Origin of the sequence: Winogradskya humida, from assembly GCF_016862215.1 — a bacterium.
GTDB classification, from domain to species: domain Bacteria; phylum Actinomycetota; class Actinomycetes; order Mycobacteriales; family Micromonosporaceae; genus Actinoplanes; species Actinoplanes humidus.
In genome coordinates, this window is the sequence record NZ_BOMN01000010.1 from 1 (window position 1) to 26709 (window position 26709).

Annotated in this window: 21 protein-coding genes and 1 pseudogene; 5 read left to right on the forward strand and 17 right to left on the reverse strand. The window is 70.1% G+C overall.

What is annotated here, in order from left to right:
* Window positions 1-94: 94 nt before the first annotated feature.
* The 9 genes and pseudogenes from Ahu01nite_RS02535 to Ahu01nite_RS02575 form a co-directional block, all read right to left on the reverse strand.
* The gene (locus Ahu01nite_RS02535; RefSeq protein WP_203834716.1) at window positions 95-1234 is read right to left on the reverse strand and encodes an alkaline phosphatase family protein; all 1140 of its coding nucleotides are present in this window, start codon (window positions 1232-1234) and stop codon (window positions 95-97) included.
* Window positions 1231-1977: a methyltransferase domain-containing protein gene (locus tag Ahu01nite_RS02540; RefSeq protein ID WP_203834717.1), complete on the reverse strand. Its 747-nt coding sequence runs from the start codon at window positions 1975-1977 to the stop codon at window positions 1231-1233. The genes Ahu01nite_RS02535 and Ahu01nite_RS02540 overlap by 4 nt, the downstream gene beginning before the upstream one ends.
* Window positions 1978-2062: 85 nt before the next feature.
* On the reverse strand, window positions 2063-5377 hold the full coding sequence (locus tag Ahu01nite_RS02545; protein ID WP_203834718.1) for a S8 family serine peptidase: 3315 nt from the start codon (window positions 5375-5377) through the stop codon (window positions 2063-2065).
* A gap of 100 nt (window positions 5378-5477) precedes the next feature.
* On the reverse strand, window positions 5478-5888 hold the full coding sequence (locus Ahu01nite_RS02550; RefSeq protein ID WP_203834719.1) for an SSI family serine proteinase inhibitor: 411 nt from the start codon (window positions 5886-5888) through the stop codon (window positions 5478-5480).
* Window positions 5889-5930: 42 nt separating this feature from the next.
* On the reverse strand, window positions 5931-9269 hold the full coding sequence (locus tag Ahu01nite_RS02555; RefSeq protein ID WP_203834720.1) for an error-prone DNA polymerase: 3339 nt from the start codon (window positions 9267-9269) through the stop codon (window positions 5931-5933).
* Window positions 9270-9278: 9 nt separating this feature from the next.
* Complete coding sequence (locus Ahu01nite_RS02560; protein WP_239158571.1) at window positions 9279-10898, reverse strand: DNA polymerase Y family protein; 1620 nt, start codon at window positions 10896-10898, stop codon at window positions 9279-9281.
* A 185-nt stretch (window positions 10899-11083) separates the two neighbouring features.
* A pseudogene (gene imuA' / locus Ahu01nite_RS51995) lies at window positions 11084-11887 on the reverse strand (DnaE2-dependent mutagenesis accessory factor ImuA'); the annotation flags it as partial.
* A gap of 289 nt (window positions 11888-12176) precedes the next feature.
* Window positions 12177-12635 (reverse strand): SAV_6107 family HEPN domain-containing protein, encoded by a 459-nt coding sequence (locus Ahu01nite_RS02570; RefSeq protein ID WP_203834721.1) that lies wholly within the window; start codon window positions 12633-12635, stop codon window positions 12177-12179.
* 838 nt (window positions 12636-13473) lie between these two features.
* Entirely contained in the window at window positions 13474-14088 is a 615-nt protein-coding gene (locus Ahu01nite_RS02575) for a TetR/AcrR family transcriptional regulator (protein ID WP_203834722.1), read from the reverse strand.
* Between the two features lie 167 nt (window positions 14089-14255).
* Here Ahu01nite_RS02575 and Ahu01nite_RS02580 point away from each other — a divergent pair, with 167 nt between their 5' ends.
* Window positions 14256-14942, forward strand: a complete 687-nt coding sequence (locus Ahu01nite_RS02580; RefSeq protein ID WP_203834723.1) for an SDR family NAD(P)-dependent oxidoreductase — start codon at window positions 14256-14258, stop codon at window positions 14940-14942.
* A 7-nt stretch (window positions 14943-14949) separates the two neighbouring features.
* On the opposite strand, the gene Ahu01nite_RS02585 is transcribed toward Ahu01nite_RS02580, so the two are convergent.
* From Ahu01nite_RS02585 to Ahu01nite_RS52000, 3 genes are read right to left on the reverse strand one after another with little or no spacing between them, the layout of a single operon-like run.
* Entirely contained in the window at window positions 14950-15351 is a 402-nt protein-coding gene (locus Ahu01nite_RS02585; protein WP_203834724.1) for an arsenate reductase ArsC, read from the reverse strand.
* Window positions 15352-15390: 39 nt separating this feature from the next.
* A complete protein-coding gene (arsB, locus tag Ahu01nite_RS02590) occupies window positions 15391-16497 on the reverse strand; it encodes an ACR3 family arsenite efflux transporter (RefSeq protein WP_203834725.1) in 1107 nt (368 codons plus the stop codon).
* Window positions 16498-16500: 3 nt separating this feature from the next.
* A complete protein-coding gene (locus Ahu01nite_RS52000) occupies window positions 16501-17232 on the reverse strand; it encodes an ArsR/SmtB family transcription factor (protein ID WP_203834726.1) in 732 nt (243 codons plus the stop codon).
* Between the two features lie 225 nt (window positions 17233-17457).
* On the opposite strand from Ahu01nite_RS52000, the gene Ahu01nite_RS02600 reads away from it, so the two are divergent.
* The 3 genes from Ahu01nite_RS02600 to Ahu01nite_RS02610 are packed head-to-tail and all read left to right on the forward strand — an operon-like array spanning window position 17458 to window position 20922.
* Complete coding sequence (locus Ahu01nite_RS02600) at window positions 17458-19029, forward strand: NAD(P)-binding domain-containing protein (protein WP_203834727.1); 1572 nt, start codon at window positions 17458-17460, stop codon at window positions 19027-19029.
* A gap of 7 nt (window positions 19030-19036) precedes the next feature.
* A complete protein-coding gene (locus Ahu01nite_RS02605) occupies window positions 19037-20254 on the forward strand; it encodes an MFS transporter (RefSeq protein ID WP_239158572.1) in 1218 nt (405 codons plus the stop codon).
* A gap of 38 nt (window positions 20255-20292) precedes the next feature.
* Window positions 20293-20922, forward strand: a complete 630-nt coding sequence (locus Ahu01nite_RS02610) for a TSUP family transporter (protein WP_203834936.1) — start codon at window positions 20293-20295, stop codon at window positions 20920-20922.
* 18 nt (window positions 20923-20940) lie between these two features.
* Here the strand turns inward: Ahu01nite_RS02610 and Ahu01nite_RS02615 are convergent, their stop codons facing one another.
* On the reverse strand, window positions 20941-21894 hold the full coding sequence (locus Ahu01nite_RS02615) for an alpha/beta hydrolase fold domain-containing protein (RefSeq protein ID WP_203834728.1): 954 nt from the start codon (window positions 21892-21894) through the stop codon (window positions 20941-20943).
* A 189-nt stretch (window positions 21895-22083) separates the two neighbouring features.
* Window positions 22084-22845 carry a meso-2,3-butanediol dehydrogenase gene (gene budC / locus Ahu01nite_RS02620; RefSeq protein ID WP_203834729.1) on the reverse strand — a complete coding sequence of 254 codons (762 nt, stop codon included), beginning with the start codon at window positions 22843-22845 and terminating at the stop codon, window positions 22084-22086.
* A gap of 117 nt (window positions 22846-22962) precedes the next feature.
* Between budC and Ahu01nite_RS02625 the strand changes: the two genes are divergently transcribed.
* Window positions 22963-23529 (forward strand): TetR/AcrR family transcriptional regulator, encoded by a 567-nt coding sequence (locus Ahu01nite_RS02625; protein WP_239158574.1) that lies wholly within the window; start codon window positions 22963-22965, stop codon window positions 23527-23529.
* A 22-nt stretch (window positions 23530-23551) separates the two neighbouring features.
* Here the strand turns inward: Ahu01nite_RS02625 and Ahu01nite_RS02630 are convergent, their stop codons facing one another.
* The 3 genes from Ahu01nite_RS02630 to Ahu01nite_RS02640 all read right to left on the reverse strand — a co-directional run bounded on the left by Ahu01nite_RS02630 (window position 23552) and on the right by Ahu01nite_RS02640 (window position 26629).
* Window positions 23552-24823 carry an HNH endonuclease signature motif containing protein gene (locus tag Ahu01nite_RS02630; RefSeq protein WP_203834730.1) on the reverse strand — a complete coding sequence of 424 codons (1272 nt, stop codon included), beginning with the start codon at window positions 24821-24823 and terminating at the stop codon, window positions 23552-23554.
* 97 nt (window positions 24824-24920) lie between these two features.
* Window positions 24921-26117: a hypothetical protein gene (locus tag Ahu01nite_RS02635; RefSeq protein WP_203834731.1), complete on the reverse strand. Its 1197-nt coding sequence runs from the start codon at window positions 26115-26117 to the stop codon at window positions 24921-24923.
* Window positions 26114-26629 (reverse strand): SigE family RNA polymerase sigma factor, encoded by a 516-nt coding sequence (locus tag Ahu01nite_RS02640; protein ID WP_203834732.1) that lies wholly within the window; start codon window positions 26627-26629, stop codon window positions 26114-26116. Before Ahu01nite_RS02640 ends, Ahu01nite_RS02635 begins: the two co-directional genes overlap by 4 nt.
* Window positions 26630-26709 lie beyond the last annotated feature (80 nt).

Here is a 26709-nt window from a genome sequence, read left to right on the forward strand (position 1 = left end):
CGGGCTGCGGGCTGCGGGCTGCGGGCTGCGGGCTGCGGGCTGCGGGCTGCGGGCTGCGGGCTGCGGGCTGCGGGCTGCGGGCTGCGGGCTGCGGCTAGCGAGGGCCGGCGACAAAGCTGAGCAGCGGAACCGTCATCTCGATCGCGGTGAGCGACCCGTGATAGGCGACCAGCTTCGCGACGGAAGGCGGCTCCCACCCCCCAGCGGTCAGAACGGTGGTCCCTAGGCAGGCGACGACCACATCCCCGATCCGCTCCCGATGCCCCGGCGACACCGCCCCGAACAACCCGGAAGCAACAGCCTCCTCCCGAGTCATGACAAGTCCGTTTTGTCCCAGGACAGCCCGATAAGCCGCGGCAACATCGGCACCAGCGCCAGGAGCGACATGCAGATGCCGCATCCGAGGCTCCCCCGCCACCCCGACAACCCCCGCGGCCAGCACCGGATCAGCAGCAAGATCAAGCCGCCCATCAGCAGGAACGTTCAGCTGCCCGTGATCAGCCGTGACGAACAGCGCGGCCCCGGCGGGCAACCCCGCGACCACCCGCGAGATCAACTCCCCCACCCCCACGGCAGCGGCGATCCACTCCGGCGACCCGACCCCGCTCCCATGCCCGTGATGATCGAGGTCGGGGTGATACCCGTAGACGATCCCGGGCTCCGAGAGAGCGCGCAGCATCCCCTCCGACAACGCCTGCGGATCATCCGCCCCGACGAACGAGGTACCGCGATAGCAGGCGACGGTCAGCCCGCTCCCCCGGAACGACGGCTTGGTGACCAGCGTCGACCGCACCCCGGCGGCCCGCGCGAGCTCGAACCGCGTCGGCATCGGCTGCCACGTGGCCGGGTCGGGGTCCTTGCCCCAGTGGATGTGGTTCAGCACGCTGCCGTCGGGCCTGCGCACGGTGAAGCCGAGGATCCCGTGCTGCCCCGGCGGCGTCCCGGTGCCGAGGGTGGCCAGGCTGACCGGCGTCGTGGACGGAAAACCCGAGGTCAGCGTGCGTCCGGCCCACTGCCCCAGGATCGGCGCGTGCAGCGAGGCTTCCTGCATCTGGTACGCCCCGAGCCCGTCGACAAGCAGCACAGCGACCCGGTCGATCCCCTCAAGATCAAGCCCGAGCACATCGACAGCCCCCGGCACGCCGAGCACCGCGGAGATGCTGGGCAGCAGATCAGCGAGGCTGCCGCTCCCATACGCGGGCCGGACGATCGTGAACGGGTCGGGAAGTGTCATGGGCGCCGGGCGAAGACGTGCAGCTGGGAGGCGATGTCGCGGAACGGGGGCCGGGAGGCGAGGGCGAGCTCCAGCTCCAGCATCACCTGCGGGTCGCCCTCGACGACGGCGGCGGGCAGGAGATCGGCCAGGACCCGGACGCCATGGGTCTCCTCGACCGTGAGCCCCGCCTCGCCGAGCAGCGCCGCGGCACTGCTCGCGTCGTAACGCCGGCGCACGTTGTCGCGCTGCCCGGCCCGCCCGTCCGGGTCGTTGAGCAGCGCGGACGCGGCGGCGAGGTTGCCGTTGAAGGCCCGCCCGAGCACCGCGGCCGCCCGTCCGGCGACGAGCAGGCTGACCGTTCCGCCGGGGCGCAGTGCGGTGTTGATCGCGGCGACCACCTGCGCGGGGTCGTCGACGAACTCGAGGACGGCGTGGCAGAGGATGAGGTCGACGCTGCCCGGCTCGACCAGGCCGGAGAGCGCGTCGCCGTCGCCCTGCACGGCGCGGACCCGGCCGGCCACCCCCGCGTCGGCGGCCCGGCGGGTCAGGGCGGCGAGGGCGTCGGGGCTGGCGTCGACCACGGTGACGGTGTGACCGAGCTCGGCGAGCGGGACGGCGAAGCCGCCGGTGCCGCCGCCCACGTCGAGCACGGTCAGCTCCCGGCCGGCGTGCCGATCGAGCTCTCGGCGCAGCACAGCCCAGACGGCGGCCGTGCGCACGGTGACGGGCGGTCGGGGGGTACGCGTCGATGCGGTGTCCACGTCGGCAGCGTATCGGCCCCGGGCACGCCGGGTATGACGAGCGGGGGTGTGGCGAGCCTGAGCCCGCCACACCCCTCACTCAGTGTTATCTGACCGCGTACGCCCGGATGACGGTCTCCGTGACCGCCCCGCGCACCGAGGCCCGCAGCGACACGAACCCGGCACCGCCCGGGCTGCGCACCACGGCTACCCGGTCGGCACCCGAGCCGCTGACCGGCACGCGCCGCCAGGTCTGCCCGTCGTCGAACGACGCCTCGACGGTGACCGCGCCGACCCGCGCCTTGACCTGCTGGTCGACGTGGACCGGGATGGACAGGGCCCTACCGGCCCGGGCCGTGTTGTGCTCGTCCAGCGCCGGGTTGAACCGGACCGTGGAGAGCGGCAGCCGCACCGGCGCCTCCCCGTCGGTGTGCGCGGACCGGAACGTCCACGTCGCGGCGACGCTCGTGGACAGCGTGTGCGGCGCACTGCGCGTCGCGGTCAGCTCGAGGCGGTAGTCACCGGCGGCGGCCGGCACCGCGAACTCGCCCCACTCGGCGTCGGCCTCGGAGACCAGCGTGCCGTTGCGGTAGAGCGCGAGCTTGGCCGAGTCCAGCGTCGAGAAGCCGGGGCGGCCGGGGCCCTCACCGTGCGTGGGCGGCTGGGCGTAGATGGTGTCGCCGACCCGGGTCACGTAGTCGTACGGGTAGGAGGGCTTGGCCACGCTGGGTGCGAAGACGGCCTTGTTCCATTCCTGACGGTACGTGCGACCGGCCTTGAACGCCGTCGCCGGCTCGAACGAGGCGCTGACGTCCACCGGCCAGTCGTCCTCGGTCGGCGGCGGCAGCTCCTGGTAGAAGTCGCCGGCCCACTGCACACCCTTCTCGGTGTTCACGTATTCGGTGCGCTGGAACGGCAGGTCGAACGGGATGAGCACCGACCAGCCACCGCCGTTGGCGTTCTGGGCGGAGTTGCCCTTGACGCCGTACGCCCCGGTCGCCTCGGTCGCATACTTCGCCTTGATGGTGGCCAGCTCGCGGGTCTTGACCGTCTTGGTCAGCCCGTCGAACATCACGCCGTCCTTGAACCAGGCGAAGTCATACGTGTACGGGCTGTTGCGCACCGACCCCGCGGCGTCGGGCTTCGCGAACCCGGCGTTGATCGAGCTGCTGAATCCCGCCGCCGGCACGCGATCGCCGAGCTGCCCGGTGAACACCGGATAGGTCTCGTCGCCGAGCGCCCCGGCGCCGATCCCGTAGTCGTCGCCCCGCCAGTCGGCGCTCGCGGCGAGCAGCGTGGTGAGCGCCTCGGGCTTCGGCTTGGTGATCGCCACGGGCTTGGCGACCCGGGCGTCGATGCTGACCGTGCCGGGCCCGTCGATGGTCCGCCGCGGGTCCGCGAGCAGGGCGGTGTCCACCTCACCGATGAACGAGTAGATGCCGTAGTCACCCTTGGGCAGCCGCTTCTTGCCGCCCGCGCCGTAGATGTCGTAGAAGGCGAGGGTGTCGAGGTTGAAGAAGACCGCGTAGCCGTTCTCGGCGGGGGTGCCGTCGCGGTTGATCATCTCGTAGCTGACGTCGTAGCTCTCCGGCTCGCGGAACACGCCGACCGGGGCCTCGACCTTGAGCCCGCCGGGACCGGTCGCGGTGAGGTAGCCGCTGTGGAAGCCGTCCGCCACGTCGGCGCTGGTGTCCGCGGTGACCGTGGTCGTCGCGGTGCCACCGGCCGGCACCGTGAGGGTGGTGTCGGCGACGCTGAACACCGCCGCGGGCGCGGAGAGCGCCAGCGTGAGCGTGACCGGGTCGGGCCCGTCGTTGCGGTAGGTCACCGTCTTCGTCTCGGGCTGGTCGTCGTCGTGCGGCCAGAGACCGCCCTGGAAGCTGACAGTGCCCTCCTGGACCGCGACCTGCTGGGTGATCGCGCGGGCCACGTCGACGCGGCCGGCGCCCTGGCCGTACACGTTGACGCCCGCGGTCGGCTTGGCCGCTCCCATGAGGACGGTCTTGCGCTGCTGCGGGCTCCAGCCCGGGTGCTGCTGGGTGAGGATCGCGGCGGCGCCGGCGACGTGCGGCGTCGCCATCGAGGTGCCGGAGAGGCTCGAGTACTGCGGGAGCGCTGCGGGGCCACCGATCTGGTCGTGCGCCGCCCGGGCCGCGACGATCTCGACGCCGGGGGCGGTGATCTCGGGCTTGATGGCGTTGTCGCCGATCCGCGGGCCGCGGCTGGAGAAGTCGGCGAGCTGGTCGTCGCGGTCCACCGCACCGACCGCGAGGGCCGCGTCGGCGGTGGCGGGCGAGCCGACCGTGGCGTCACCGCCGGAGTTGCCGGCCGCGATCACGAACAGCGTGCCGAACTGGGCGGTGAGATCGTTGACCGCGGCTTCGAGGGGGTCGATGCCCTCGGTGTCACCGCCGCCGAGACTCATGTTGATGACCGGCGCCTTGCCCGCGGCCCAGGACATGCCGGCGAGGATGTCGGACTCCTCGCAGAACTGGTCGCCGCAGACCTTGCCGATGACCAGTTTCGCGCCGGGTGCGACACCGCGGTAGCGGCCGCCCGACGCGGCACCGGTGCCCGCGATGGTCGACGCGACGTGGGTGCCGTGGCCGACCGTGTCGTCGGTGTCGGGCGCGGTGGTGAAGTTCTGCGACTCGGCGATCTGCCCGGCGAGGTCGGGGTGGGTGGCGTCGATGCCCGTGTCGAGGATCGCGACCTTCACGCCGGTGCCGTCGAGCCCTGCCTGCCACGCCGCCGGCGCACCGATCTGCGGAACGCTGACGTCGAGGCTGATCTTGCGGGTGCCGTCGAGCCAGATGTGCTCGACACCGGCACTCAGGGCGCGCGCTGACTGCGTACCCGTGGTCAGGGATTTCCAGAGCCCCGCACGGCCCTGCAGGTTGGCACGGACCGCGAGCGCCCCGACCACCGGCAGGTCCCGCGTCACCCGCGCGCCCTCGACGGAAGTCGCCGCCTTTGCTCTGCTGCTACCCAAGCCTGGACTATCAGTCGGCGGAGCCGCATTCTTGCTCTTCGGGTACGCGACCAGCAGCGGAAGCTCGTCGGAATAGCCCCCGGCGATCAGTGACGTGACGTCGAAGAGCCGCTGGTCGACGCGGCCCGCGCGCAGCAGGGGCAGCGCGTCGGCGGGGATCACGGACCGGCCCTGCTTGGTCTTCGTGCTGATGAAGCGCATCCCGGCACGCCCCGGTCCAGGCTGGACGGAGGTGGCGCCGCTCTTGGTGACGGTGACGCGGTCCCCGGTGATCAGGGTGACCGATGTGCCTTGCCCCGCCGCCGGAGAGGCTGCAGGAGAAGCTGCTGGTGACGATGACGCGGGTGCTGCGGAGCTTGGTGCGGCACCCACCAGGGTGCCGGCGGTGACGATGCCCGCTACCAGCGCGGGCAGGGTTGATCGACGCATGCGTCCTCCCCCATGGACCGGGACCGCCCCGGTCACAGGGATAGACGCTTTACGATGAGGAGAGGGTTTCGCGTCGTTCTGCAAGAAACCCGACAGAGACTTAGAAAAGCATCAAAACGCTGGTCGCGCGCTCCATCTCGCATCGATTGCCATAGGTTTTCGACCAGTCAACCTTCTTGCCGTGCCACTGACCCTTGACAGCCGCGGTGATCGGTGCGTACTCCATAGTGCACATGGCCTTGGTGGGCTTGATCTTGCCCGGATCGCCGTGCGCCTTGGCGAGCGCCTTGCAGGCCTTGCCCTTCTTCGGATGCGGCCCACCGGCGGGATCACAGCGCAGGACCACCGCCGCGGCGTAACCCGCGTCGGCCAGATAACTCACCTCAAGCTCGCTCTGCTTGGGCCGCGCGGACGAAACCACAGGCTGCGCGGACGAAGCCGCGGAGTGCGCGATCGCGGGTGACGCCGTGGCGAGCACCAGCACCGCCGACAGCCCGAGTGTGCGGATCATGACCCGTTCCCCCATCTTCAAAAAGGGACATATACGGTCATGTTACCGAAAATCGCGAGACGCCGGGGTCACCGGCGGGGTGAGGGCCTCCAGCCGATCCGCCACCAGGTTGAGCACGCCCTCGGTCTTCTCCAGCAGCCCCCGCACGACCAGCGCCGAACTGGTCCGGGCCACCCGGCGGTAGCGCTGCCACAGCCCCGGCGAGCACGTGACGTTGAGCATGCCGGTCTCGTCTTCCAGGTTGATGAACGTAACCCCGCCCGCCGTCGCCGGGCGCTGCCGGTGGGTGACGATGCCACCGACCCGGATGCGTGTGCCGGCCTCGACCCGGCCCAGCCGGTTGATCGCCAGCGCACCCCGCCGGTCCAGCTCACCGCGGATGAACTGCGCCGGATGCGCGTCCGGGGAGAGCCCGGTCGCCCACACGTCCGCGACCAGCTTGTCCACGTCGCCCATGCCGGGCAGGACCGGTGCGGTGGTGCCCGTGACGGTGCCCGGCAACCGGTCGGGCCGGTCCTGCGCGGCCGCCCCCGCCGCCCACAACGCCTCGCGACGCGATAGACCAAAACCCGCGAAGGCGTCAGCGGTGGCGAGGGCCTCCAGGTGCGTGGCCGAGCAGCCCGTACGCCGGGCAAGATCCGCCATGTCCCGGTATGCGCCGTGCTCGTGCCGCTCCTGCTCGATCGTCTTCGCCAGCTCCTCGCCGAGCGACCGTACGCTGCCCAGCCCCATCCGGACCGCCGGCCCGCCCAACCCCCACGTGTGCGGCGGTTCACGCCCGGCCGAACCCCACCGGGTCGACGGGGTGGACTCCAGGACCGCCGCCGCGCCGCTGAGGTTGATGTCCGGGCGGCGCACCTCCACCCCGTGCCGGCGCGCGTCGTCGACCAGCGACTGCGGCGAGTAGAAACCCATCGGCTGCGCGTTGAGCAGGGCCGCGCAGAACGGTGCCGGGTGGTAGCGCTTGAGCCACGCGCTCGCGTACACGAGGTAGGCGAAACTCATCGCGTGACTCTCCGGGAATCCGTAGTTGGCGAACGCCGAGAGCTTCACGAACAGGTCGTCGGCGAGTTCTCCGACGATGCCGCGTTCCGCCATCCCCTCATACAGTCGCCGCTTTATTCTTTCCATCTTTTCCGCGGACCTTTTTGATCCCATCGCACGGCGCAACTGATCGGCCTCGGACGGGTCGAACCCCGCGACGTCGATGGCGAGCTGCATGAGTTGTTCCTGGAACAGCGGCACGCCCAGGGTTTTCGCGAGCGCGTTGGCCATCAGCGGGTGCGGGACGCTCGGTTCCTCAAGTCCGTTTTTTCGTCTTATATAAGGGTGCACGGATCCACCCTGGATCGGCCCCGGCCGGATCAGCGCCACCTCGACGACCAGATCGTAGAATTTGTCCGGCTTGAGCCGCGGCAAGGTAGCCATCTGCGCCCGGCTCTCGACCTGGAAAACACCGACGGAATCAGCCCGGCACAGCATCTCGTAGACCTCGGGATCGTCCAGCCGCATGGTGCCGATATCAAGATCAGATTCGATCATGTCGTACGCGTAGTGCAGCGCCGACAGCATCCCGAGCCCCAGCAGGTCGAACTTCACCAACTCGATCGCCGCGCAGTCGTCCTTGTCCCACTGCAGCACCGTGCGGCCCGGCATCCGCCCCCACTCCACCGGGCACACCTCGATGATCGGCCGGTCACAGATCACCATGCCGCCCGAGTGGATGCCGAGATGCCGCGGGAAACTCTGCACCTGGTTGGCGAAGTCGACGACGTGCGCGGGGATGTCCTGCACGTCGAGCGTGGCGACGCTGCCCCACCGGTCGATCTGCTTGCTCCACGCGTCCTGCTGCCCCGGCGAGAACCCGAACGCCTTGGCCATGTCCCGCACCGCCGACCGGGGCCGGTACGAGATCACGTTCGCCACCTGCGCGGTGTGCTCCCGCCCGTACTTGCCGTAGACGTGCTGGATCACCTCCTCGCGCCGGTCCGACTCGATGTCCACGTCGATGTCGGGCGGCCCGTCCCGCTCCGGCGCCAGGAACCGCTCGAACAGCAGGTCGTACTCCACGGCGTCCACATTGGTGATGCGCAGCGCGTAACAGACCGCCGAGTTCGCCGCTGAGCCCCGCCCCTGCGCGTAGATCCTGTTGTCCCGGCAGAACTTCATGATGTCGTAGACCACGAGGAAGTAGCCCGGGAAGTCCAGCTCCTCGATCATCCGCAGCTCGTGCTCCAGCTGCGCGTACGCCTTCGGATGCGCCTGCGGTGGCCCGTAACGCTCCTGCGCGCCCCGCATGGTCAGCTCCCGCAGCCAGCTCATCTCGGTGTGCCCCGGCCCGGTCTCGAACGCGGGCAGCCGCGGCGCGACCAGGTTCAGGTCGAACGCCAGGTCCTCGCCGTACATCGCGGCGTTCTCCACCGCACCCGGATACGCCGCGAACCGCCGTTTCATCTCGGCGGCGCTGCGCAGGTGCGCTGTCCCGGCGGCGGGCAGCCACCCGTCCATGTCGTCGAGGCTGCGCCGGGCCCGGACGGCGGCCAGCGCGGTGGCCAGCCGGCGCCGGCCCGGGGTCGCGTAGTGCACGTTGCCGGTCGCGACCACTTCGAGGCCCCGGCTGCCGGCCAGCTCGTAGAGCACGTCGTTGCGGTCGTCGTCGTACGGGTCGCCGTGCGCGGTCAGCTCCACCACGACGTTCCCGCGCCCGAACAGATCCACCAGCCGGTCCAGCTCCCGCGCCGCACCGGTCACACCCTCCGAGGCCAGTGCCCGGGGGACGCTGCCCTTGCGGCAACCGGTCAGGACCAGGACGTGGTCGCGCAGGACCTCCGCTATCTGTTCCAGATCACCGTACGCGGGTTTGCCCTTCTCCTTCCCGTCCAGCTGACCTCGCGAGATCGTCCGGGCCAGGCGCGCGTACCCCTCGGGGCCGTGCGCGAGAGCGAGCAGATGACGGCCCTCGGGATCGGCCTCGCCGTTCTGCGGTTTCGCCAGGTCCAGCGACAACTCCGCGCCGAAGATCGTGGGCAGCCCCAGCTCCCGGGCCGCCTGCGAGAACCGCACCACCCCGTAGAACCCGTCGTGATCGGTCACGGCGAGCGCGGTCAGCCCCAGCCGCGCCGCCTCCTCCGCCAGCTCCTCGGGATGACTCGCGCCGTCGAGAAAACTGAAGTTGGTATGGCAGTGCAGCTCCGCGTACTTGTCCTTCGCGGGCGCGCGGATGAGCGCAGGCGCCTCGTACGGCTCGCGCTTACGACTCCACGCCGGAGAATCCCCGCCGTCCCCGTCCACCGCGAGCGGATCCACCACCCGCAGATGCCGTTTACCGGACAGCGCCCCCTCGAGCTCCCCCCACGACACCCGCGGATTGTGAAAACTCATCGCTCGTCCTCAGTCATAGACCGCCTCGATCGCCCAATGCCCCGCCACGAGCGACAGCAGAAAGGCCCGCCCGTCCGCCACGGCAACCTGGAACCGCGCCCGCCGCCGCGCCTCTCCCGCCGCCCACCACCGCTCATCCACCGGCCACGGCCCCGCCCATCCCACGATCTCCGCCCGCCCGCTCCCCTCCAGCTGCAAAAACCCGGGCGTCCCGGTCAGCTCGAGCCGCGCACTCACCCCCACCAGCGCCCCACCGGCATCCAGCACCACGACCGGCTCCGGCCGCGGAAGAACCAGCGCGGGCGTGGGCACCGGCAGCCGGCCGGGCCACTGCGGCCCCTGCCCAGCTTTGACCGGCACTTCCTCTTCCCGCACTTCACAATCAACGGCTGTGATGGGTACGACGTGAGCGCCCGGCCGAGCCGCCACGCGCTCGTCCCCCCACGGGACAAACCGGATCTGGTCGTCGGCGGACCGTCCCCCGCTCGCCACCGCGGTGAGCACCGCCTCGGGCCCGAGCAGCCCCTGCACCCGGCTCAACGCCCGATGCGCCCGCTCCCGTTCGGCGCCGGCGTCCCCCCACAGCCCCGGCTGCAGTCCGAGATGGACGATCACCCCGTCAGGCACCAGCCGCAGCCGGATCAGCCCCGCGGCCGGTTTCGCCGTCTTGTTGCGGGCTGCCCGGTTCAGCCACCCGTCCAGCTGCCACCGCACCCGTTCCGCGATCGCCGCCGCCGTGAGCAGCCCGTCATGCCGCCAGACCCGCTGCAACTCCAGGCCGTCGGCGGTGACGGCCTCAATGCCCAAACGAGTGCAAGCCATCCCGTACGCCGCCAGCCGGTCATGCAACTTCTCCGCCAGCATCCGCCCCGCGAACGCCGCCACGTCGACCCGTTCCAACGGCTCGTCCTCGTAGAACCCGGTCACCTGCAGATCCGGCGGCGGCTCCCGCACCGCCAGCGGCCGATGATCGAGCCCCGCCGCGAGCCGATGCGCCAGCGCCCCATCAAACCCGAACCGGCTCAACACATCACCCTTGGGCAGCTGAGCAAACCCCCCAAGCGTCCTGATCCCCAACCGCTTCAACAGATCGCCCAACTCGGGCCGCTCCAGCGCCTCAACCGGAATCCCGGCCAAAAACTCCCTGGTCCGCCCAGCCTCAACAATTCTGCTGTCCCGCGCAGCCAGCCCCGCCGCGAACACCCCCTCGGCGATCCCGATCTGGCTCTCCACCCCGCACGCCTGCGCGATCTGCTCGATGATCCGCTCAGCCGCAAGCTCCTCCCCACCGAAGTACCGCGCAGGCCCCCGCGCCACCACGGCACACACCCCCGGCCGCACCACCTCAACCCCCGCAGCAACCTCCTCCACGGCGGCCACCACCGGCTCGAACGCCCGCGCATCCCGCGCCGGATCATCCTCGACAACGGTCAGCTGCGGACACCGGCCCTGCGCCTCCCTACGCCGCAACCCCTTCCGAACCCCCTCCGCCCGAGCCGCCTCCGAACAGGCAACAACCCGATTCCCCCGCAACACAACAACCGCCCCCGCAGCCGAAACCCCCTCCACAATCTCCGCCGCCGCAACCGCCCAATCCGGACACCACACCACCAACGTCCGCACACTCACCCCGGCCCCACCACACTCAACCCCGCCCCCACACCCTTCCCAGGCACACCCGCCGGCTTCGCGACCGCAGGCACAGCCGTTGGCCTCGCGACCGTTGGCACAGCCGTTGGCACAGCCGCCGGCTTCGCGGCCATAGGCACAGCCGTTGGCCTCGCGACCGCCGGCACAGCCGTTGGCTTGGTGGCCGCAGGCACAGCCGTTGGCTTGGTGGCCGCAGGCACAGCCGTTGGGTTCGCGGTTGCGGCAGTGGGCACGCCTACTGCTGCGGGCTTCGCGTGGTTCGGCGGCGGGATTCTCGCCACCCCCGACGCCATAGCCGGCATCCACATGGTCAGCTCCTTGGGCCGCCCAGCAGCCCCCCGCCCCCGAGCCACCACGGTGACCTTCCGCCGCCGCAACCGCCCATGCCCATCCCCGAGCCCCTCCCAGCGCCCCTGGGTGACCTGCAGGGTGACATCGGCACCATCCCAGCTCCCGTACGGCACAAGAACACACCCCCGCTGCCGCGCCCGAGCCGCCAACCTCCCGGCCACCCCCGCGGAAACCCGCCCCGGAGCAGCAAGAACAACAACATCAACCCCATCGATGAGCGCAGCGACCACCGTGGGCCATTCCGGCCCGGGGTTAGGCACAAACGCCAGCCGATCAAGCGCAATCCCGCTCTCCGCCGCAGCCAGCGCCCCCAGCGAGGGAACCCCCACCACGGCACACCACGACCCCGCCTTCGAAGCAGCGGAAAGAAGCGCCAGCAGAAGCGAAGCACCCCCGCTCCCCGAAACCTCCCCCACTCGCCCCCCAGCCACGGCCAGCCCAGCCGCAGCCAGCCCAGCCGCGGTCTGCCCAGCCACGGTCTGCCGCAGAGCCGCCTGCCCGGGAGTTGCCTGCCCCAGAGCTGCCTGCCCGGAAGCCGCCTGCCCAGGAACCACCGGCCCCTGCGCCCCGGCCCACTCCCGCGCCCTGGCCCACTCCCGCTCCCCGGCGCCTCCCACGGCGACAGTGCTCCCCCGCCGGAGCCCCCGCCACGGAAGCAGATTCCCCAGCGCCGGAAGAACGGGAAGAACCCGCTGCGTCCCCCCGTCGTCAACGGCCCCCGCGGGCCGGACAAGCTCGGCAAGCGCCGAAGCCCCACCGACCATCCGCCCGGCCATATCCACCCGCCCTACTGAACAAAACCACCCAATATGACCTTCAGGCGGTAGTCAGCACGCCAGAAAGCAGCCACCCGCACCGCTTCCCACACCTCCCACCGTCGCCGGCGGGCCGGGGGTATCGCCGCGACTAGGCGGCTTCGAGCCGGGGCTGGTACGCCACTCCCAGCGCCGACTGGACCTGCGCCACAAAGTTCTCCGCCGCCATCAGGAGGTCATCCGCCTCCCGCGCGGTCACCACCCGGGGTATCCCCGCCTCGGCAGCCGCGCGCTTGCCGGCCCCCAGCGCGAAATAGGAAGCCCACTCACCGAACTCGGGAGCCACCAGCACCAGCAACGACCACACACTGGTCACCTGGTTACGCCGGGTGGGCGCCGCCGGCCGCGCCCGGGCGGCGAGCACAGCAGCCGCGGCCCGCAGAGCGGCAAGATGAGCCGCCGCATACCGAAGCCCGTCCGGCCGGGTCCGCCCCGCCTCCACCAGCCCCCCGTGAGCGATGGCCAGCAACTGGGCAGGAGTCCGGTTGGGAAGAAGATTCGCCGGAACCGTAGGAGCATCCAGCGCCCCCGCAGTAGGAGCATGCGCCATCCCATAGACCGCCCCTTCACGAGGAGCTCGCCGAGGCGAGGGCACAGAGGAAACCGGAACGGAAAAGACCGGAACGGCGTCCAGCTCAGCAGGCACGGAAGGGGCAGCAACAGGCCGCCCGGCCGCAGAGAGATCAACGGCCATCTGCACAGGCCTGGCGGAATCAACACGCACCTGAGCAAGCCCGGCAGAAGCAGCGGGCACGGATGGAACGGCGGCGCCGGAATCCCTGGCAGCGGACTCCCCGGCAGCGGACTCCCCGGCGGCGGACTCCCAGGTGCCTGCCTCCCAGAGCGCGGGCGCAGCAGGTGACACCGGTGGCGGGTTGCTCCCCATGGCTTTCTCCTCGCGTGTGTCGCATCCGACGTGCTGGTCGAATCGATCCGCTGCGGAGGAAGGCACAGCGGGTGCCGGCCGGGTGTGAAGCTTCCCCACACCACACCCGGCCGGGCTTTCGCCGGCGGGTCCGTCGTCCGCTGCCCGGGGGTCGTGGGCGGCGGACGACGGTCCTGCCTGGTGGACGGGCCCGGGCCCGCGAATGCCCGGGACCTGGCGCGGCGCTTCGCGGGCGCCGTGCCGTGGGAGCGTCGCCGCGAAACTCGGCTCCCGGTCGGTCAGCCCGACCGCTCGATCTGCCCGGCGCCTGCCCCGAGGCGCCCACCCAAGGTGGCCACCGACTGGAACAGCCGTTCGAACGAATCGAACACTCGTTCTAACTCCTCCAGAGAGTAACACCCCCCTCCGACAAAAAAGCAACGTGCGATCCGTCGCACAGATCAACCGGAGGCCAGAGGCGAAGAACAGGGCGAAAACAGGGCGAGAGCAGGGCGAAGTCGATCTAGCCCCGGACAGGACTCATGACCACCCGCAGGGCGATGTCGACCGAGGCCTGCAGCTCTTCGCGACTCGCCCCCGCAGCGGCATGAACGGCATGCCCCTCGCTGAGGGTCATCACAAACCGCGCCAAAGCCCGCGCATCCACCCCGTCCGGAAGATCCCCCTCAGCCGCCGCGCGGGACATCCGCTCCTCGAGCGCAGCCTCGGTCTCGGCGCGCCCCGCAGCCAGCACCTCAGAAATGCGCCCGTTCTCCGGCGAACAGGCCAGCCCACCCTGGATGGAAAGACACCCCGCGGGATGGTCGCCGGCGGTGAGACCGTCAGCACTGGAGCGCAAAAAAGCCTCAATCGCACCGTACGCAGTGGGCTGCGCAAGCGCCGTCCGAGCGTTGGCCACCTTGTCCTCGTGGTAGCGAGCGAAGGCACGCCGGAACAGCTGTTCCTTGCTGCCAAAAGTGGCATAAAGGCTCGGCCGGTTGATGCCCATCGCGCCGGTGAGCGCACTCAGCGACGCACCCTCGTACCCGTGCCGCCAGAAGACCTCCGTGGCCCGGGCAAGAACGGCCTCCTCGTCGAAGGCGCGCGGTCGTCCGACGGCAGGCGTCTCGGTGCTCATGAGCCCAGCCTACCGCTCGGTACAAATCGTGACCCGGCCCACCAACCGATCGATACAAAACCTGTTACGGTGACGTCCAACCGAGCGGTACAAAACAGCAAAGCCGAGCGGTACAAACAGCAAAGCTGAGCGGTACAAAACAGCACGAGCAGCAACGGAGGAGACGCATGACCGTCACACTGATCACCGGCGCCAACAAGGGCATCGGTTTCGAGACCGCCAAACAGCTCCTCGAGCAGGGCCACACCGTCTACATCGGCGCCCGGGACGCCGAGCGCGGCGAGAAGGCAGCGGCGGAACTGGGCGCCCACTCCGTACCCCTCGATGTGACCGACGACGCGTCGGTGAGCAACGCACTGGCAGTTATCGAGTCCGCCGAGGGCCGGCTCGACGTCCTGGTGCACAACGCGGGCATCCTCGCCGACGGACCCGTCGACGGACCGGCGGCCCTGCGGGCGTTCGACACCAACGCGGTGGGCATCGTCCGGGTGACCGAGGCAGCCCTGCCCCTGCTCCGGAAGTCCTCGAACCCCACGGTGGTCACGGTGTCGAGCAGCATGGGATCTTTCTGGGCGGTCACCAACCCCGGACGACCGGAATCCGGCATGCCCCTCGCGCTCTACGCGGCATCCAAGGCAGCAGCCACCATGCTCACCGTTCAGTACGCCAAATCCCAGCCCGGCATCAAGTTCAACGCCGTCGAGCCCGGCACCACCGCCACCGACATGACCGCCGCCTTCGGCATCGGCCGCCCGGCAACGGAGAGCGCCAAGGTCGTCGTACGCCTGGCCACTCTCGACCCAGACGGCCCGACCGGCACCCTGCAGGACGAGCTCGGCACCCTGAACTGGTAAGCGCGAATCAGGGGATCAGATCCGCCAGGAGCGCCTCGATGCGGGCTCTGATCTCGTCGCGGATCGGGCGCACGGACTCGACACCCTTGCCCGCCGGATCGTCGAGTTTCCAGTCCTCGTAACGCTTCCCGGGAAAGTACGGGCACGCGTCGCCGCAGCCCATGGTGACGATGACGTCGGACGACTGCACGGTGTCGTACTCGAGGATCTTCGGGGTCTGATCCGTGATGTCGATGCCGGCCTCGCGCATGACCTCGACGGCCGCGGGGTTGATCCGGTCCGCGGGCTCCGAGCCGGCGGACCGGACCTCGACCCGGTCCCCCGCGAGATGCCGCAGCCACCCGGCGGCCATCTGGGACCGGCCCGCGTTGTGCACGCAGACGAACAGAACGCTGGGCTTGTCAGACATGGTCTCTCCTGGTGGTTTCTCGGAGGGCGAGGCTGGTCGTCATATCCGCTCCATGACGTCCGGCACCGCTGCCGGACCGGCGAAGAACCGGCGGCGCAGGCCGAGGCTGACGTAGACCAGGCCGACCAGCACCGGCACCTCGATGAGCGGGCCCACCACGCCGGCCAGAGCCTGGCCGCTGGTGACACCGAACGTGCCGATGGCCACGGCGATGGCCAGCTCGAAGTTGTTGCCGGCGGCGGTGAACGCGAGGGTGGTGGTGCGTTCGTAGTTCAGGCCGATGGCCCTGCCCAGGGCGTAGGAGCCGCCCCACATGATCGCGAAGTAGACCAGTAGCGGCACCGCGATCAGCACGACGTCCCACGGCTTGTTCGTGATGGCGTCGCCTTGCAGGGCGAACAGGATGACGATGGTGAACAGCAACCCGTACAGGGCGACCGGCCCGATCTTGGGCAGGAAGCGTTCCTCGTACCAGGTGCGGCCCTTGGCTTTCTCACCGAAGCGGCGGGTGAGGAACCCGGCGAGCAGCGGGATACCGAGGAAGATCAGGACGTTGCGGGCGATGTCCCAGCCGGAGACCTGCAGTTCGGCGCCGGACAGGGTGAGCCAGCCGGGTAGGACCGTCAGGTAGAACCAGCCCAGAACACCAAAGGCGACAACCTGAAAGAAAGAGTTCAAGGCGACGAGTACGGCCGCAGCTTCGCGATCGCCGCAGGCGAGGTCGTTCCAGATGATGACCATGGCGATGCACCGGGCCAGCCCGACGATGATCAGCCCGGTGCGGTACTCGGCGTGGTCTGCCAGGAAGATCCAGGCCAGGGCGAACATGACGGCCGGGCCGACCAGCCAGTTGATGATCAGCGACGAGATCAGCAGCCGCTTGTCGCCGGTGACGGTGTCGAGGCGGTCGTAACGGACCTTCGCGAGGACCGGGTACATCATGATGAGCAGGCCCACTGCGATCGGCAGGGAGATCCCGCCGATCTTCACCGCTTCCAGCGCGGTGTCGAGGCCGGGGATGAGCCGTCCCAGCAGCAGGCCGGCGACCATCGCCAGGCCGATCCACACAGGAAGGAACCGGTCGAGGCGCGACAGGCGCCCGACGACCGCCGGCGAGGCATCGCCGGCCGCGGAAGCACTGGTCATGGGTCAGCAGTCCCGGAAGGTGTCGGAGTGGGTACGCGCGTCGGCGGCCAGATCAGCGAGGTGCAGGGCGGCGCCCTGCAGGGATTCCGGCACGAGCCGGTAGTAGGTGAAGCGTCCCCGCGGCTCGGGCACGGCCACGCCGGCCTCGCGCAGCTGCTTGAGGTGCCCGGAAACGTTGGGCTGCTTCGCACCGGTGTCGGCGACCAGCTGCGAGGTGGTCGCCGGGCCGGCGGCGAGGATCCGCACGATCTGCGCCCGCAGCGGGTCGCCCAGCAACCGCACCACATCAGGATTCGCTGATATCAGATCATCCTGATGTATCTTGGCGACCGGCGCCGGTCCAGCCTGCGCCTGCTGGCCCGCGACCGCGGACCGGCTCTGGTCCTGCGGTTGCGCCTGCCCGGTGAGCAGCCCACCGAGCAGGTCCAGCGCTTCCCGCTTGACCCGGTAGTAGGCCCAGGTGCCGCGGCGCTCGACGTCGACCAGTCCGGTTTCGCGCAACACTCGCAGGTGATGCGAGATCGTGGCCCCGGTGACCTCGAACGCGTCGGTCAGATCGCAGACACACACCTCGGTGGTGGAGGCGATCAGCGACAGCAGCCGCAACCGGATCGGGTCACTGAGGGCTTTGAACATCGGCGCCAGCTGGCCCGCGGTCTGCGTGGCCAGGGCTTTCACCTGTAGGGATGGGCAGCATCCCGGACCCGCGAGGTCGACGACCGGAAGAACAGACATGCGTTTAGCTTGACAGTGGTCTAACCGCATTGCAAGGTAGGGAAAGCAGTTCGACCAAAATCTAGGTAAGCATCAGGCGGCAATGATGCCCGGGCCGTCCGCCTCGCCGGGGCGACGGGAGCCCCGACCCGCTCCCGCCTGGCCCGCCTCTCACCGAAGCGCTTGGTTGACCTGCACATTCAGCTTTCGCAGATCCGCAGACCACCATGCGAGGAGATCCGATCGATGAGCGAGAACCCGGACGCCACCACCGCCGAGTGTTGCACCCCGGCGACTGAGGCGATCGACGCCGGCGCCGAATGCTGCGCCGGCACCGATGACGCATCAGCGGGCACTGATGACAACGTGACGACTGTTGCCCGGGCGGACGGATCCCCGATCGAGCACGCCGACCCGTCGCTGCCCGTGGTGGTCGTCGGGGCGGGCCCGGTCGGTCTTGCAGCCGCCGCCCACCTGACCGAACGCGGCATCGGCTTCGTGGTTCTCGAATCCGGCGAGCACCCCGCGGCCGCCGTCCGCCAATGGGGCCACGTCCGCCTGTTCTCCCCCTGGCGGTTCACCATGGACGGCGCCGCGGCCCGGCTGCTCACCTATGCCGGCTGGGTGCGCCCCGACGACGACAAGCTGCCCACCGGCGCTCAGCTCGCCGAGGACTATCTGCAGCCCCTGGCCGACCTCCCCGCGATCAAGCCGCACGTGCGTTACGGCGCCCGCGTCGTCGCGATCACCCGCCTCGGCCTGGACCGCGTCCGGACCGCCGGCCGTGACACCACCCCGTTCCTCGTGCGCCTCGCGAACGGTGAGGACATCCTCGCCGCCGCGGTCATCGACGCCTCCGGCACCTGGGGCACCCCCAACGTGCTCGGCGCCGCCGGCATCCCCGCCCACGGCGAGAGCGACATTTCCGCGTACGTGGAATCGGCGTTGCCGGACGTCCTGGGCCGCGACCGGGACCGGTTCGCGGGCCGCCGCACCCTGGTCGTCGGCGCCGGGCACTCCGCCGCGAACACCCTGCTCGCCCTGACCGACCTCGCCGCACAGGAGCCCGGCACCACCGTCACCTGGGCGATCCGCGCCACCGACCCCACCCGCGCCTACGGCGGTGGCGAAGCTGACGCCCTGCCCGCGCGTGGCGCACTCGGCACCCGGCTACGCGCGCACGTCGACAACGGCACGATCACCCTGCTCACCGGCTTCGGTATCCAGCGCCTGTCCCCGGCCGGGACCAGCGTCGAGGTCTCCGACGGGCACCGCACGGTCACCGCCGACCGCGTCGTGTCCGCGACCGGCTTCCGCCCCGACCACGCGATGGTCAGCGAACTACGCCTGGACCTGGACCCGACCCTGGGCTCCACCCGCCGCCTGGCCCCGCTCATCGACCCGAACGAGCACTCCTGCGGCACCGTCCCGCCGCACGGCGTCGACGAGCTCACCCACCCCGAGCCCGGCTTCTACGCCGTCGGGGTGAAGTCCTACGGCCGAGCCCCGACGTTCCTGCTCGCCACCGGCTACGAGCAGGCCCGCTCCGTGGTCGCCGCCCTCGCCGGTGACTGGACCGCCGCCCGCGACGTCCAGCTCGACCTGCCCGAAACCGGCGTCTGCACCAGCAACCCGGTCGAAGGCGACGACACCATCGCCGCCGGAGGCAGCTGCTGCGGCACCCCGGCCGCCGAACCCGAGCCCGCCGGCCGGGGACAGGCCACCGGAATATCCGGCGGCCCGCTGTCAGCGCCACTGACCCTGGTCACCATCGGCGGCAACGCCCAGGACAACCAGGCCGGCGGCTGCTGCAGCTGACCCGCGGGTGACCTCACCGCCCACGGTGGCCGCCGATCGCGAGGCCGGCGGCCATCACGCCGCGCACCAGCGCCACGCCCGCCGCATCGTCGCCGCCCTCGCGATCACCCAGACCGTCGGCTACGGCACGCTCTACTACGCCTTCGCGGTCTTCCTCACCCCGCTCGCCCGCGACCTGCACACCACGACCACGGCGGTCACCGGCACCTTCACCGTCTCCGTACTGGTATCCGCGGCCCTGGCCGTGCCCGCGGGACGGTGGCTCGACCACCACGGGGGCCGCGCCCTGATGACCGCCGGATCGCTGCTCGGCACCCTGATGCTCGTCGCCTGGTCCCAGGTCGGCACCCTGTGGCAGCTCTACGCCGTGCAGATCGGCATAGGCGCCGCCGCCGCGGCGAGCCTCTACGAGGCCGCGTTCGCCGTCGTCATCGCCTGGCACACTCCCGCCACCCGCTCCGGTGCGCTGCTGGTACTGACCGTGGTCGCCGGGTTCGCCAGTACCATTTTCCTGCCTCTGACCGGCTGGCTCGTCGAGCAGCACGGCTGGCGTACCGCGCTTCTGGCGCTGGCCCTGGTCCAGTTCCTGACCGTGCCGCCGCACCTCCTGGTTGTGCGCGCGGCACCACGAAAACCAGCACCGATCAGCAGGCCGGCCGGGCTCCGGCAGGTTCTGACCGACGGCGGTTTCTGGCTGCTGGCCGTCGGATTCACCGCCCACACCGCCGCCATCGCGGCGCTCACCGTCCACCTGGTCGCTGCCCTCACGGCGTGGGGCCACAGCGCCACCTTCGCCGCGACCGCGGCCGGGCTGCTCGGCGTCCTCTCGGTGACCGGGCGACTCATCACGACCGGCCTGCAACGACGCTTCCGCACCACGACCGTGGTCGCCGTCATCTTCGTTCTCCAAGCAGCCGCCGCGATGTCACTGCCGCTGGCCGGACGCCACACCGGCGCCGCCGTGGCGGGGATCGTCGTCTTCGGGATCGGATTCGGCGTCGCCACCATCGCCAAGCCTGTCCTGATCGCCGCCCGCTACGACACCCGCCGCTACGCCACCATCGCCGGAACCCTCGTGGTCCCGATGACGCTCGCCAAAGCCGCCGCACCCCTCGGCGCCGCCGCCCTGCACGCCACGACCGGCAACTACCTGCTCGTCTTCGGCGCGGCTGCGCTCAGCTGCGCCGTCGCGGCAACCTGCATCGCGGCGGCCCGGACCACGTGATCCCGGATCGTGCGATCCGGACCGGCGTCCCGGTGGCTATGGTGGCGGCCATGATCGCGGGTCCCGGCGCGCTCGCTCGTTACCGCCGGGCCGGTGGCCTCACCGGACCGCTGGCCCGGCTTCTGCTCGCCGGGACCCTGCCCGGTGTTGTTCTCGGCGCCTGCATCCGGGTCTTCGCCATTCCCGGGCCCCGCGTCTTCCGCCTTGTTGTCGCCGTCGTGCTGCTGCCCCTTGGGGTCTGGCTCATCGCTCGCGCAGCTCACCCCGGCACCCGGGACCGGCAACCGTTGTCCCGGCGTACCGTTCTCGGTCTCGGTCTCGCGGTCGGCACCGTCGGCGGAATCTACGGCATCGGCGGCGGTTCGTTGCTCGGCCCGATCCTCGCCGGTCGCGGCACCCCCATGACGATCATCGCCCCGGCGGCTCTGGCGTGCACCTTCCTCACGTCGATCGCCGGTGCACTCACCTACGGCCTGCTCGCGTTCACCACGACCGGTGACATCGCCCCACATTGGACGCTCGGCCTGCTCTGCGGCGCCGGTGGCCTCATCGGCGGCTACCTCGGCGCACGCCTGCAGCCACGTCTCCCCGAACGCACCCTGCGACTCCTGCTCGGCGGCCTGGCCACCGCACTCGCAGTCCTCTACCTGTCCCAGAGCATCGCCTGAGCGGGTCAGCTGTGCGGGTCAGCTGTGCAGGTTGCGGCGCAGGAAGGTGTGCCAGGTCTGTTCGAAGGAATGAGTCAGGGCCGACTTCGCGGCGAACCGGTCCCAGGCGTGAAACGCGCGGGCGTACAGATGCAGGTCGACCGGGACGCCCGCGGCGAGCAACCGGCCGGCGAAGTTGATGCCCTCGTCGCGGAGCAGGTCGAACTGGGCGACAGCGATGAAGGTGTCCGGCAGACCGGCAAGATCGATGGCCCGCCCCGGGGCAGCGTACGGATGGACGTCCTCCCGCCCGCCGAGCACCGCCTCCCAGGCGAGCTGGATGTCCCGGCGCGCGAAAACCACCTCGGCGGCGGGTTCGTGGCTGGACGGTGTGTCGAGCCGGTCGTCGAGCATCGGGTAGAGCAGCGACAACGACCGCGGCTGCCGCCCATCCCGGTCACGCACCATGAGAGCGGTGGCCGCGGCCGGCGCCCCGCCCCCACTGGCACCGGCAAGCCCGATCCGGTCCGGGTCGATCCCGTGGTCAGCAGCGTGAGCAACAAGATATGTGTACGCGAGACAGCCGTCCTCAGCCGCCCCAGGCGCCGCCGTCTCCGGCGCAAGCCGGTAAACCACAGCGGCCAGCACACAATCAACATCAAGAGCCAGCCCCGTGTGGTAGGCGTCATCGTCGCGAGCGCTCTCCCCAAGAACCTGCGCACCGGCATGGAACCACAACAGCCCCGGGCGAACGTGCCCGCCATCAGCGGGCCGATACAGAACAACGTCAAGCTCGGTCCCGTCGCCCCGCGGAATCCGCAGCGTCTCGATCACAACCCGGGGATCAGGTGTGGCCGGGACCGAATACGCGCGGAGCTGCGCGCGCAGCCCTGGGATGTCGGAGAGTTCGAGCAGCGTGCCGTTGGCGGCCTTGGGCAGGGCGGCGAACGCGGCGGCGAGCTCGGGGTCGAGCGCGTCAATAATTCCAGGCATGAGAACGGTCCTTAAAAGAGAGAGTTGAGATCTTCAGAAGAGCAAGAGCCGAGGCCCTCAGGGAAAGGCTGTGCCCGCGGAAAGGCTGTGCCCCCGGGAAAGGCTGTGCCCCCCGAAGAAAGCTGGGGTCCTCAGAAGTGCTGGGGTCCTCAGAAAAGGTTGGGGTCCTCAGATAGAGAGCTGGGGTCCCTAGAAGAGCGAAGGCTGGCCGCTGCCGGCGGTGATGCCGCCGTCGACGGGCAGGATCGTGCCGGTGATGAAGCGGGCGTCGGCGGAGGCCAGGAAGCTGACCGCGGCGGCGACGTCGGCCGGGGTGCTGAAGCCGGCGAGGGCGCGCCGCTGGTTGAAGCGTTCGATCATGTCCGCGTACGTGTCGGCCAGCTCTTCCGGGCCGGTCAGCGACGGGGCGACGGTGTTGACCCGGATGCCGTACTGGCCGAGGTCGAAGGCGAGCCCGCGGGTGAAGTTCACGACCGCGCCCTTGGCCGCGTTGTAGGCGGTGAGCCGGCGGTCGCCACCGAGCCCGGAGGCCGAGGCGATCTGCACGATGCTGCCGCGACTCTCCTTCAGGTACGGCAGCGCCGCCTGCGCACCGAAGAAGCAGCTGTCGACGTCCGTGCTCATGATCAGTCGCCAGTCGGCGAGGGTGGTCTCGGCGAACTCCCTGGCGAGCCCGAGGCCGGCGTTGGACACCAGGACGTCGATGCCGCCGAACCGGGCCGCGCCGGCGTCGATCATCGCCCGCACCTCGTCCTGGCTGGTGACGTCGGTGGCCACGGCGAGCGCGCGGTCGGTGCCGAGCTCGGCAGCGAGGGCGTCCAGCCGGTCCTTACGCCGTGCCGCGAGGACGAGGTTGGCCCCTTCTGCCGCGAACCGGCGGGCGATGCCGTCGCCGATGCCGGAACTCGCTCCGGTGACGACGACCGTCCTGCCGAGGAAACGTTGCTCCATGTAAGCCTTCTTATCGTCAGTGACTGACACAACGTCATGTCAGAAACTGACGGTACAACGAGTCAGTCACTGACGCAATGAAACGTCAGTGACTGACTTTTGTGCTAGGGTCGCTTCGTGCCACGCAACGGTGAAGAGGTGCGGCTACGGCTGCAGGAGGCCGCACTGGAGCTCTATCTGGAGCGCGGTTACGACAAGACGACGACCGGCGACATCGCCGCCCGCGCCGGCGTCACCGAGCGGACGTTCTTCCGCCACTTCACCGACAAGCGCGAGGTCTTCTTCGACGGCCAGGCCGAGCTCCTCGCCCTGCTCACCGCAGCAGTCGCCGCGGTGCCGGCCGGCACCAGACCGCTGCCCACCCTGCGGGCCGCCTTCCACGAGGCCGTGCCCCTGATCGAGCGAAACCTCCCGGTCACCGAGCGCCGCCGCCCGGTCATCATGGCGACGCCGGCGCTACAGGAGCGGGCACTGGCCAAACACGCAGCACTGGTCGGCGCACTCACCGAAGCCCTCCAGGCCCGGGGCACCACCGACCAACTCGCCGCCCTGTGCGCCCAGGTGGGCATGGACACCTACGCAATCGCCGTCCGCCGCTGGGCCGCCGACCGCACGAACGACCTCCACACCCACCTCGACCAGGCCTTCACCGACCTCCGCCTAGCCTCCAACGCCCTCAAGTAGCGGCAGGCGGGCGTGGCCGGGTCTACTGGCGTTGGTGGTATTGGTTGCGGCAGGGCTTCTGGTAAGGGTCGACGTCGGGTGGCGGGATGAAATCCGGGCGACGGTCAGGACCGAACCGGATCCGCCAGCCCGCTCTCGGATCGTGAAGAACCTTATGGTGCCGCACACACAACAACACCAGATTGTCCAGATTCGTGGGCCCGCCATCCGCCCAATGCCAGACGTGATGCGCATCCGCCCACCGCGGCGGCCGATCACACCCCGGAAACCCACAACCACGATCACGCACATGCAGAGCGCGGCGCAAAGCCCCGGTAGCAAGGCGCCGGCGGCGACCAGCGTTGAGGATCTGACCCTGACCGCCCAGAATAATGGGAAGAATCCGGGCGTCACAGGCCAACCGGCGCACCGTCTCGGGCGACACCCGCACCCCAGTATCGGTCGTACCGACACCCCAAGCCCGAGCCAGCGGGTCATAAGCGACTGACACCGACAACTGCGGCGGCTCACCACCGTCGACAGGCAGCTCGGTGCTCCGCAACGCCAGCCGGGAAATCTCGATCAGCGCATCCGCCCGCTGCTGCGCCGGGGTCCGCTTGTCCTCCGGGCCCGGCTCGCACAACGGATGCAAGGCAGCCTGCACCACTGCAGCGTCCTCGAGACCAAGCGCCCCGGACAACCGGACCATGCCATTGACCGGCAACGACATAGTGAAACCACGCCGAGGATGAACACGGGCCTCCTGCCGGGCCAGTGCAGCCGCTGCGGCCTGATCAGCGATCTCCGGAGCGACATGATCAAGGATCCGCTCCCCGACACGACGCAACTGGTAGGCAGGAAACTCCCCCGCCATACCGAGCAGAACAACCTCGGCCTGCTCCACAATCGCGAACGTATCCGCCGCCCCATCGGTGAGAGCGAGATCGTCCGGCAAAGCATCAAGAGTCTCCGCGATCACCGCAGCCTGACGCAGATCAGCACGACCATCAAGAACGGCCTGCCCGATCACAGGACGCTGCAGCACATCAGCATGAGCAACCAACTCCCGAGCCGGCTGCGGATCAACCAGCAGCACCGAACGCAGCCAGCCCTTCGCGGAACGATGCCCCTGCGCCGCAGGAATACCCCGGCTGCAAGCCTGCCGGACCAGCCGGGCCTGCAGCACCGTAGCGACCTGCGCAAGATGATGCGCAGCATGCAGCATGCCAGTCACATCATGGTCGGACAGCGGCCACAACGGAGCAGCGGCGAGCTCCGCCGCCTCCTTGCTCAACTGCTCCAACCGAGCCAACATGAACCTAGAATAGAACACCTGTACGACAAGTTTCAGCCGCGCAGAGCCCCCTGGAGGGACTGGAATCCGACACTGAAAACCGAGGGCCGCGCGAGGCTCAGTCGCAGGTCCAGGTCACGGCGCGGCCGCTGTTCCGGTCGCCCTTCTGGGTGAAGATGTGGATGCTGCCGGTTACGGTCCTGCCGTCGTCGCTGATGCCGAGGGCACCGAGGAGGCCGTCGACCGGGGCCCGGCCGAGGGGACGAGCCACACCGTTGAGGTATACGTACGTCTTCGCGTCGTCGTACAGGCCGATCACGTTTCCCTCGCCGCCCGCCACCTGCGGGGCGCCGAACTGGGCGGGTAGTTCCTCGGACTTTCCGGTGACGACGTTGTAGCGGAAGCCGGTGACGAAGCCCTGGCCGGGGACGGTGTCCGAGCCCACGGCCCAGCCGTTGGCGATCCCGGTCAGGGAACGCTCGTCGCGCCCGACCGGTGCGGGCAACTCCCGGACGCTTCCGTCGGGTAGCCACAGCGCCGCCTTCGTCGATCCGCCACCCTGGAGGTAGCCGATGACGGTGCCGCTCTCGTCCATGCCGTCCGCCCCGCTGGCGTAGTAGCCGTCCGGCAGTGCCAGCTTGGTGGGCTCGGCGTCGGGGCTCTGCCAGACGACCGCCGAGCCGGGTTGCTGCGAGCCTGCGATCCGGCCGTTGTCGGTGATTGCGACAGCGACTCCGTTGCCGCCCTTGAGTGCGGTCAACGACCCGTCCGCGTAGACGTACGGCGTGGTCCGGCCCGTGGCGGAGGTGATGGTGACGACGAAATCGCCCTTGCCGTTCAGCGCGTAGCTCGCGTCCGTGAACGTGGGCAGCGTGACCTCGGAGACCTTCGCGCCGCCCCGCCATACGACCGCTTTCACCTTGCCGCCGCTGCTCTTCTGCTCCTCCAGCACGTACCGGCCGGTGTGGTCAACGGCGTGCACCACGGTGGTCGGTCCCGGCAGGAACGCGCTGCGGCATTCGGCACCGACCGGGGCGGGTGACCGGTCCGGCGCGGGTGCAGAGCCGCTGGGAGAGGGGGCGCTGGGAGAGGACATGGGTACGCCACTCGTGTGCGCCGCGTTCCGCACGGAGACCGCCGTCCCCGCGCCCACCGCCGCCACGGCCACCACCGCCAGGGCCGTGGTGCCCCAGGTGCGGGTCCTGCGGCGCTTGTCGCCGGCCCGGATGATCTCCGTGAGGTCGAGCCGTTGCGCGCCGGCGGGCTCGCCGGCCAGCGGGCCGAGCAGGGCGCGGGCGTCGTCGTTGTTGCTCATCGGGCTCCCTTCAGGGTCATTTCCGGCTGGCGGGTGCCGAGGATCTTGCGGAGGGCGGTGAGGGCGTGGCTGGTCTGCGATTTGACGTTCCCTTCGGAGCAGTCGAGCAGCATGGCGACGTCCGCGACGCTGCGATCGCACAGGAAGCGCAGCACCAGTACGGCCTGCTGGCCGGGGGTGAGCCGGGACAGCGCCGCGCGCAGCACCTGCCGCTCCTCGACGCCGGGCCCGGATTCGGGCAGGTCGGGGGCGGTACTGCCGAACAGCCGCACCTTCCACCAGCCACGCCGCCGCTCGTTGATGAAGGTCCGCACAAGGATCCGCTGCACGTACGCGTCGACGTTGTCCGCGCGCGACACCAGCCGCCACTTCGAGTAGACGGTGGTCAGCGCCTCCTGCACCAGGTCATCGGCCTGGTGGGTGTCCCCGCACAACAGATACGCGGAACGTCGCAACGTCGCCGCCCGCCCGCGGACGTAGGCGGCAAACCCCTCGGGGTCCCCATCACTCATCGGTTCTGCCAGTCATTTGCACTCCCGTCGCATGTCACGAACCACCGACGCGATCCGCCGCGAATCGGTTGTAGCGCACG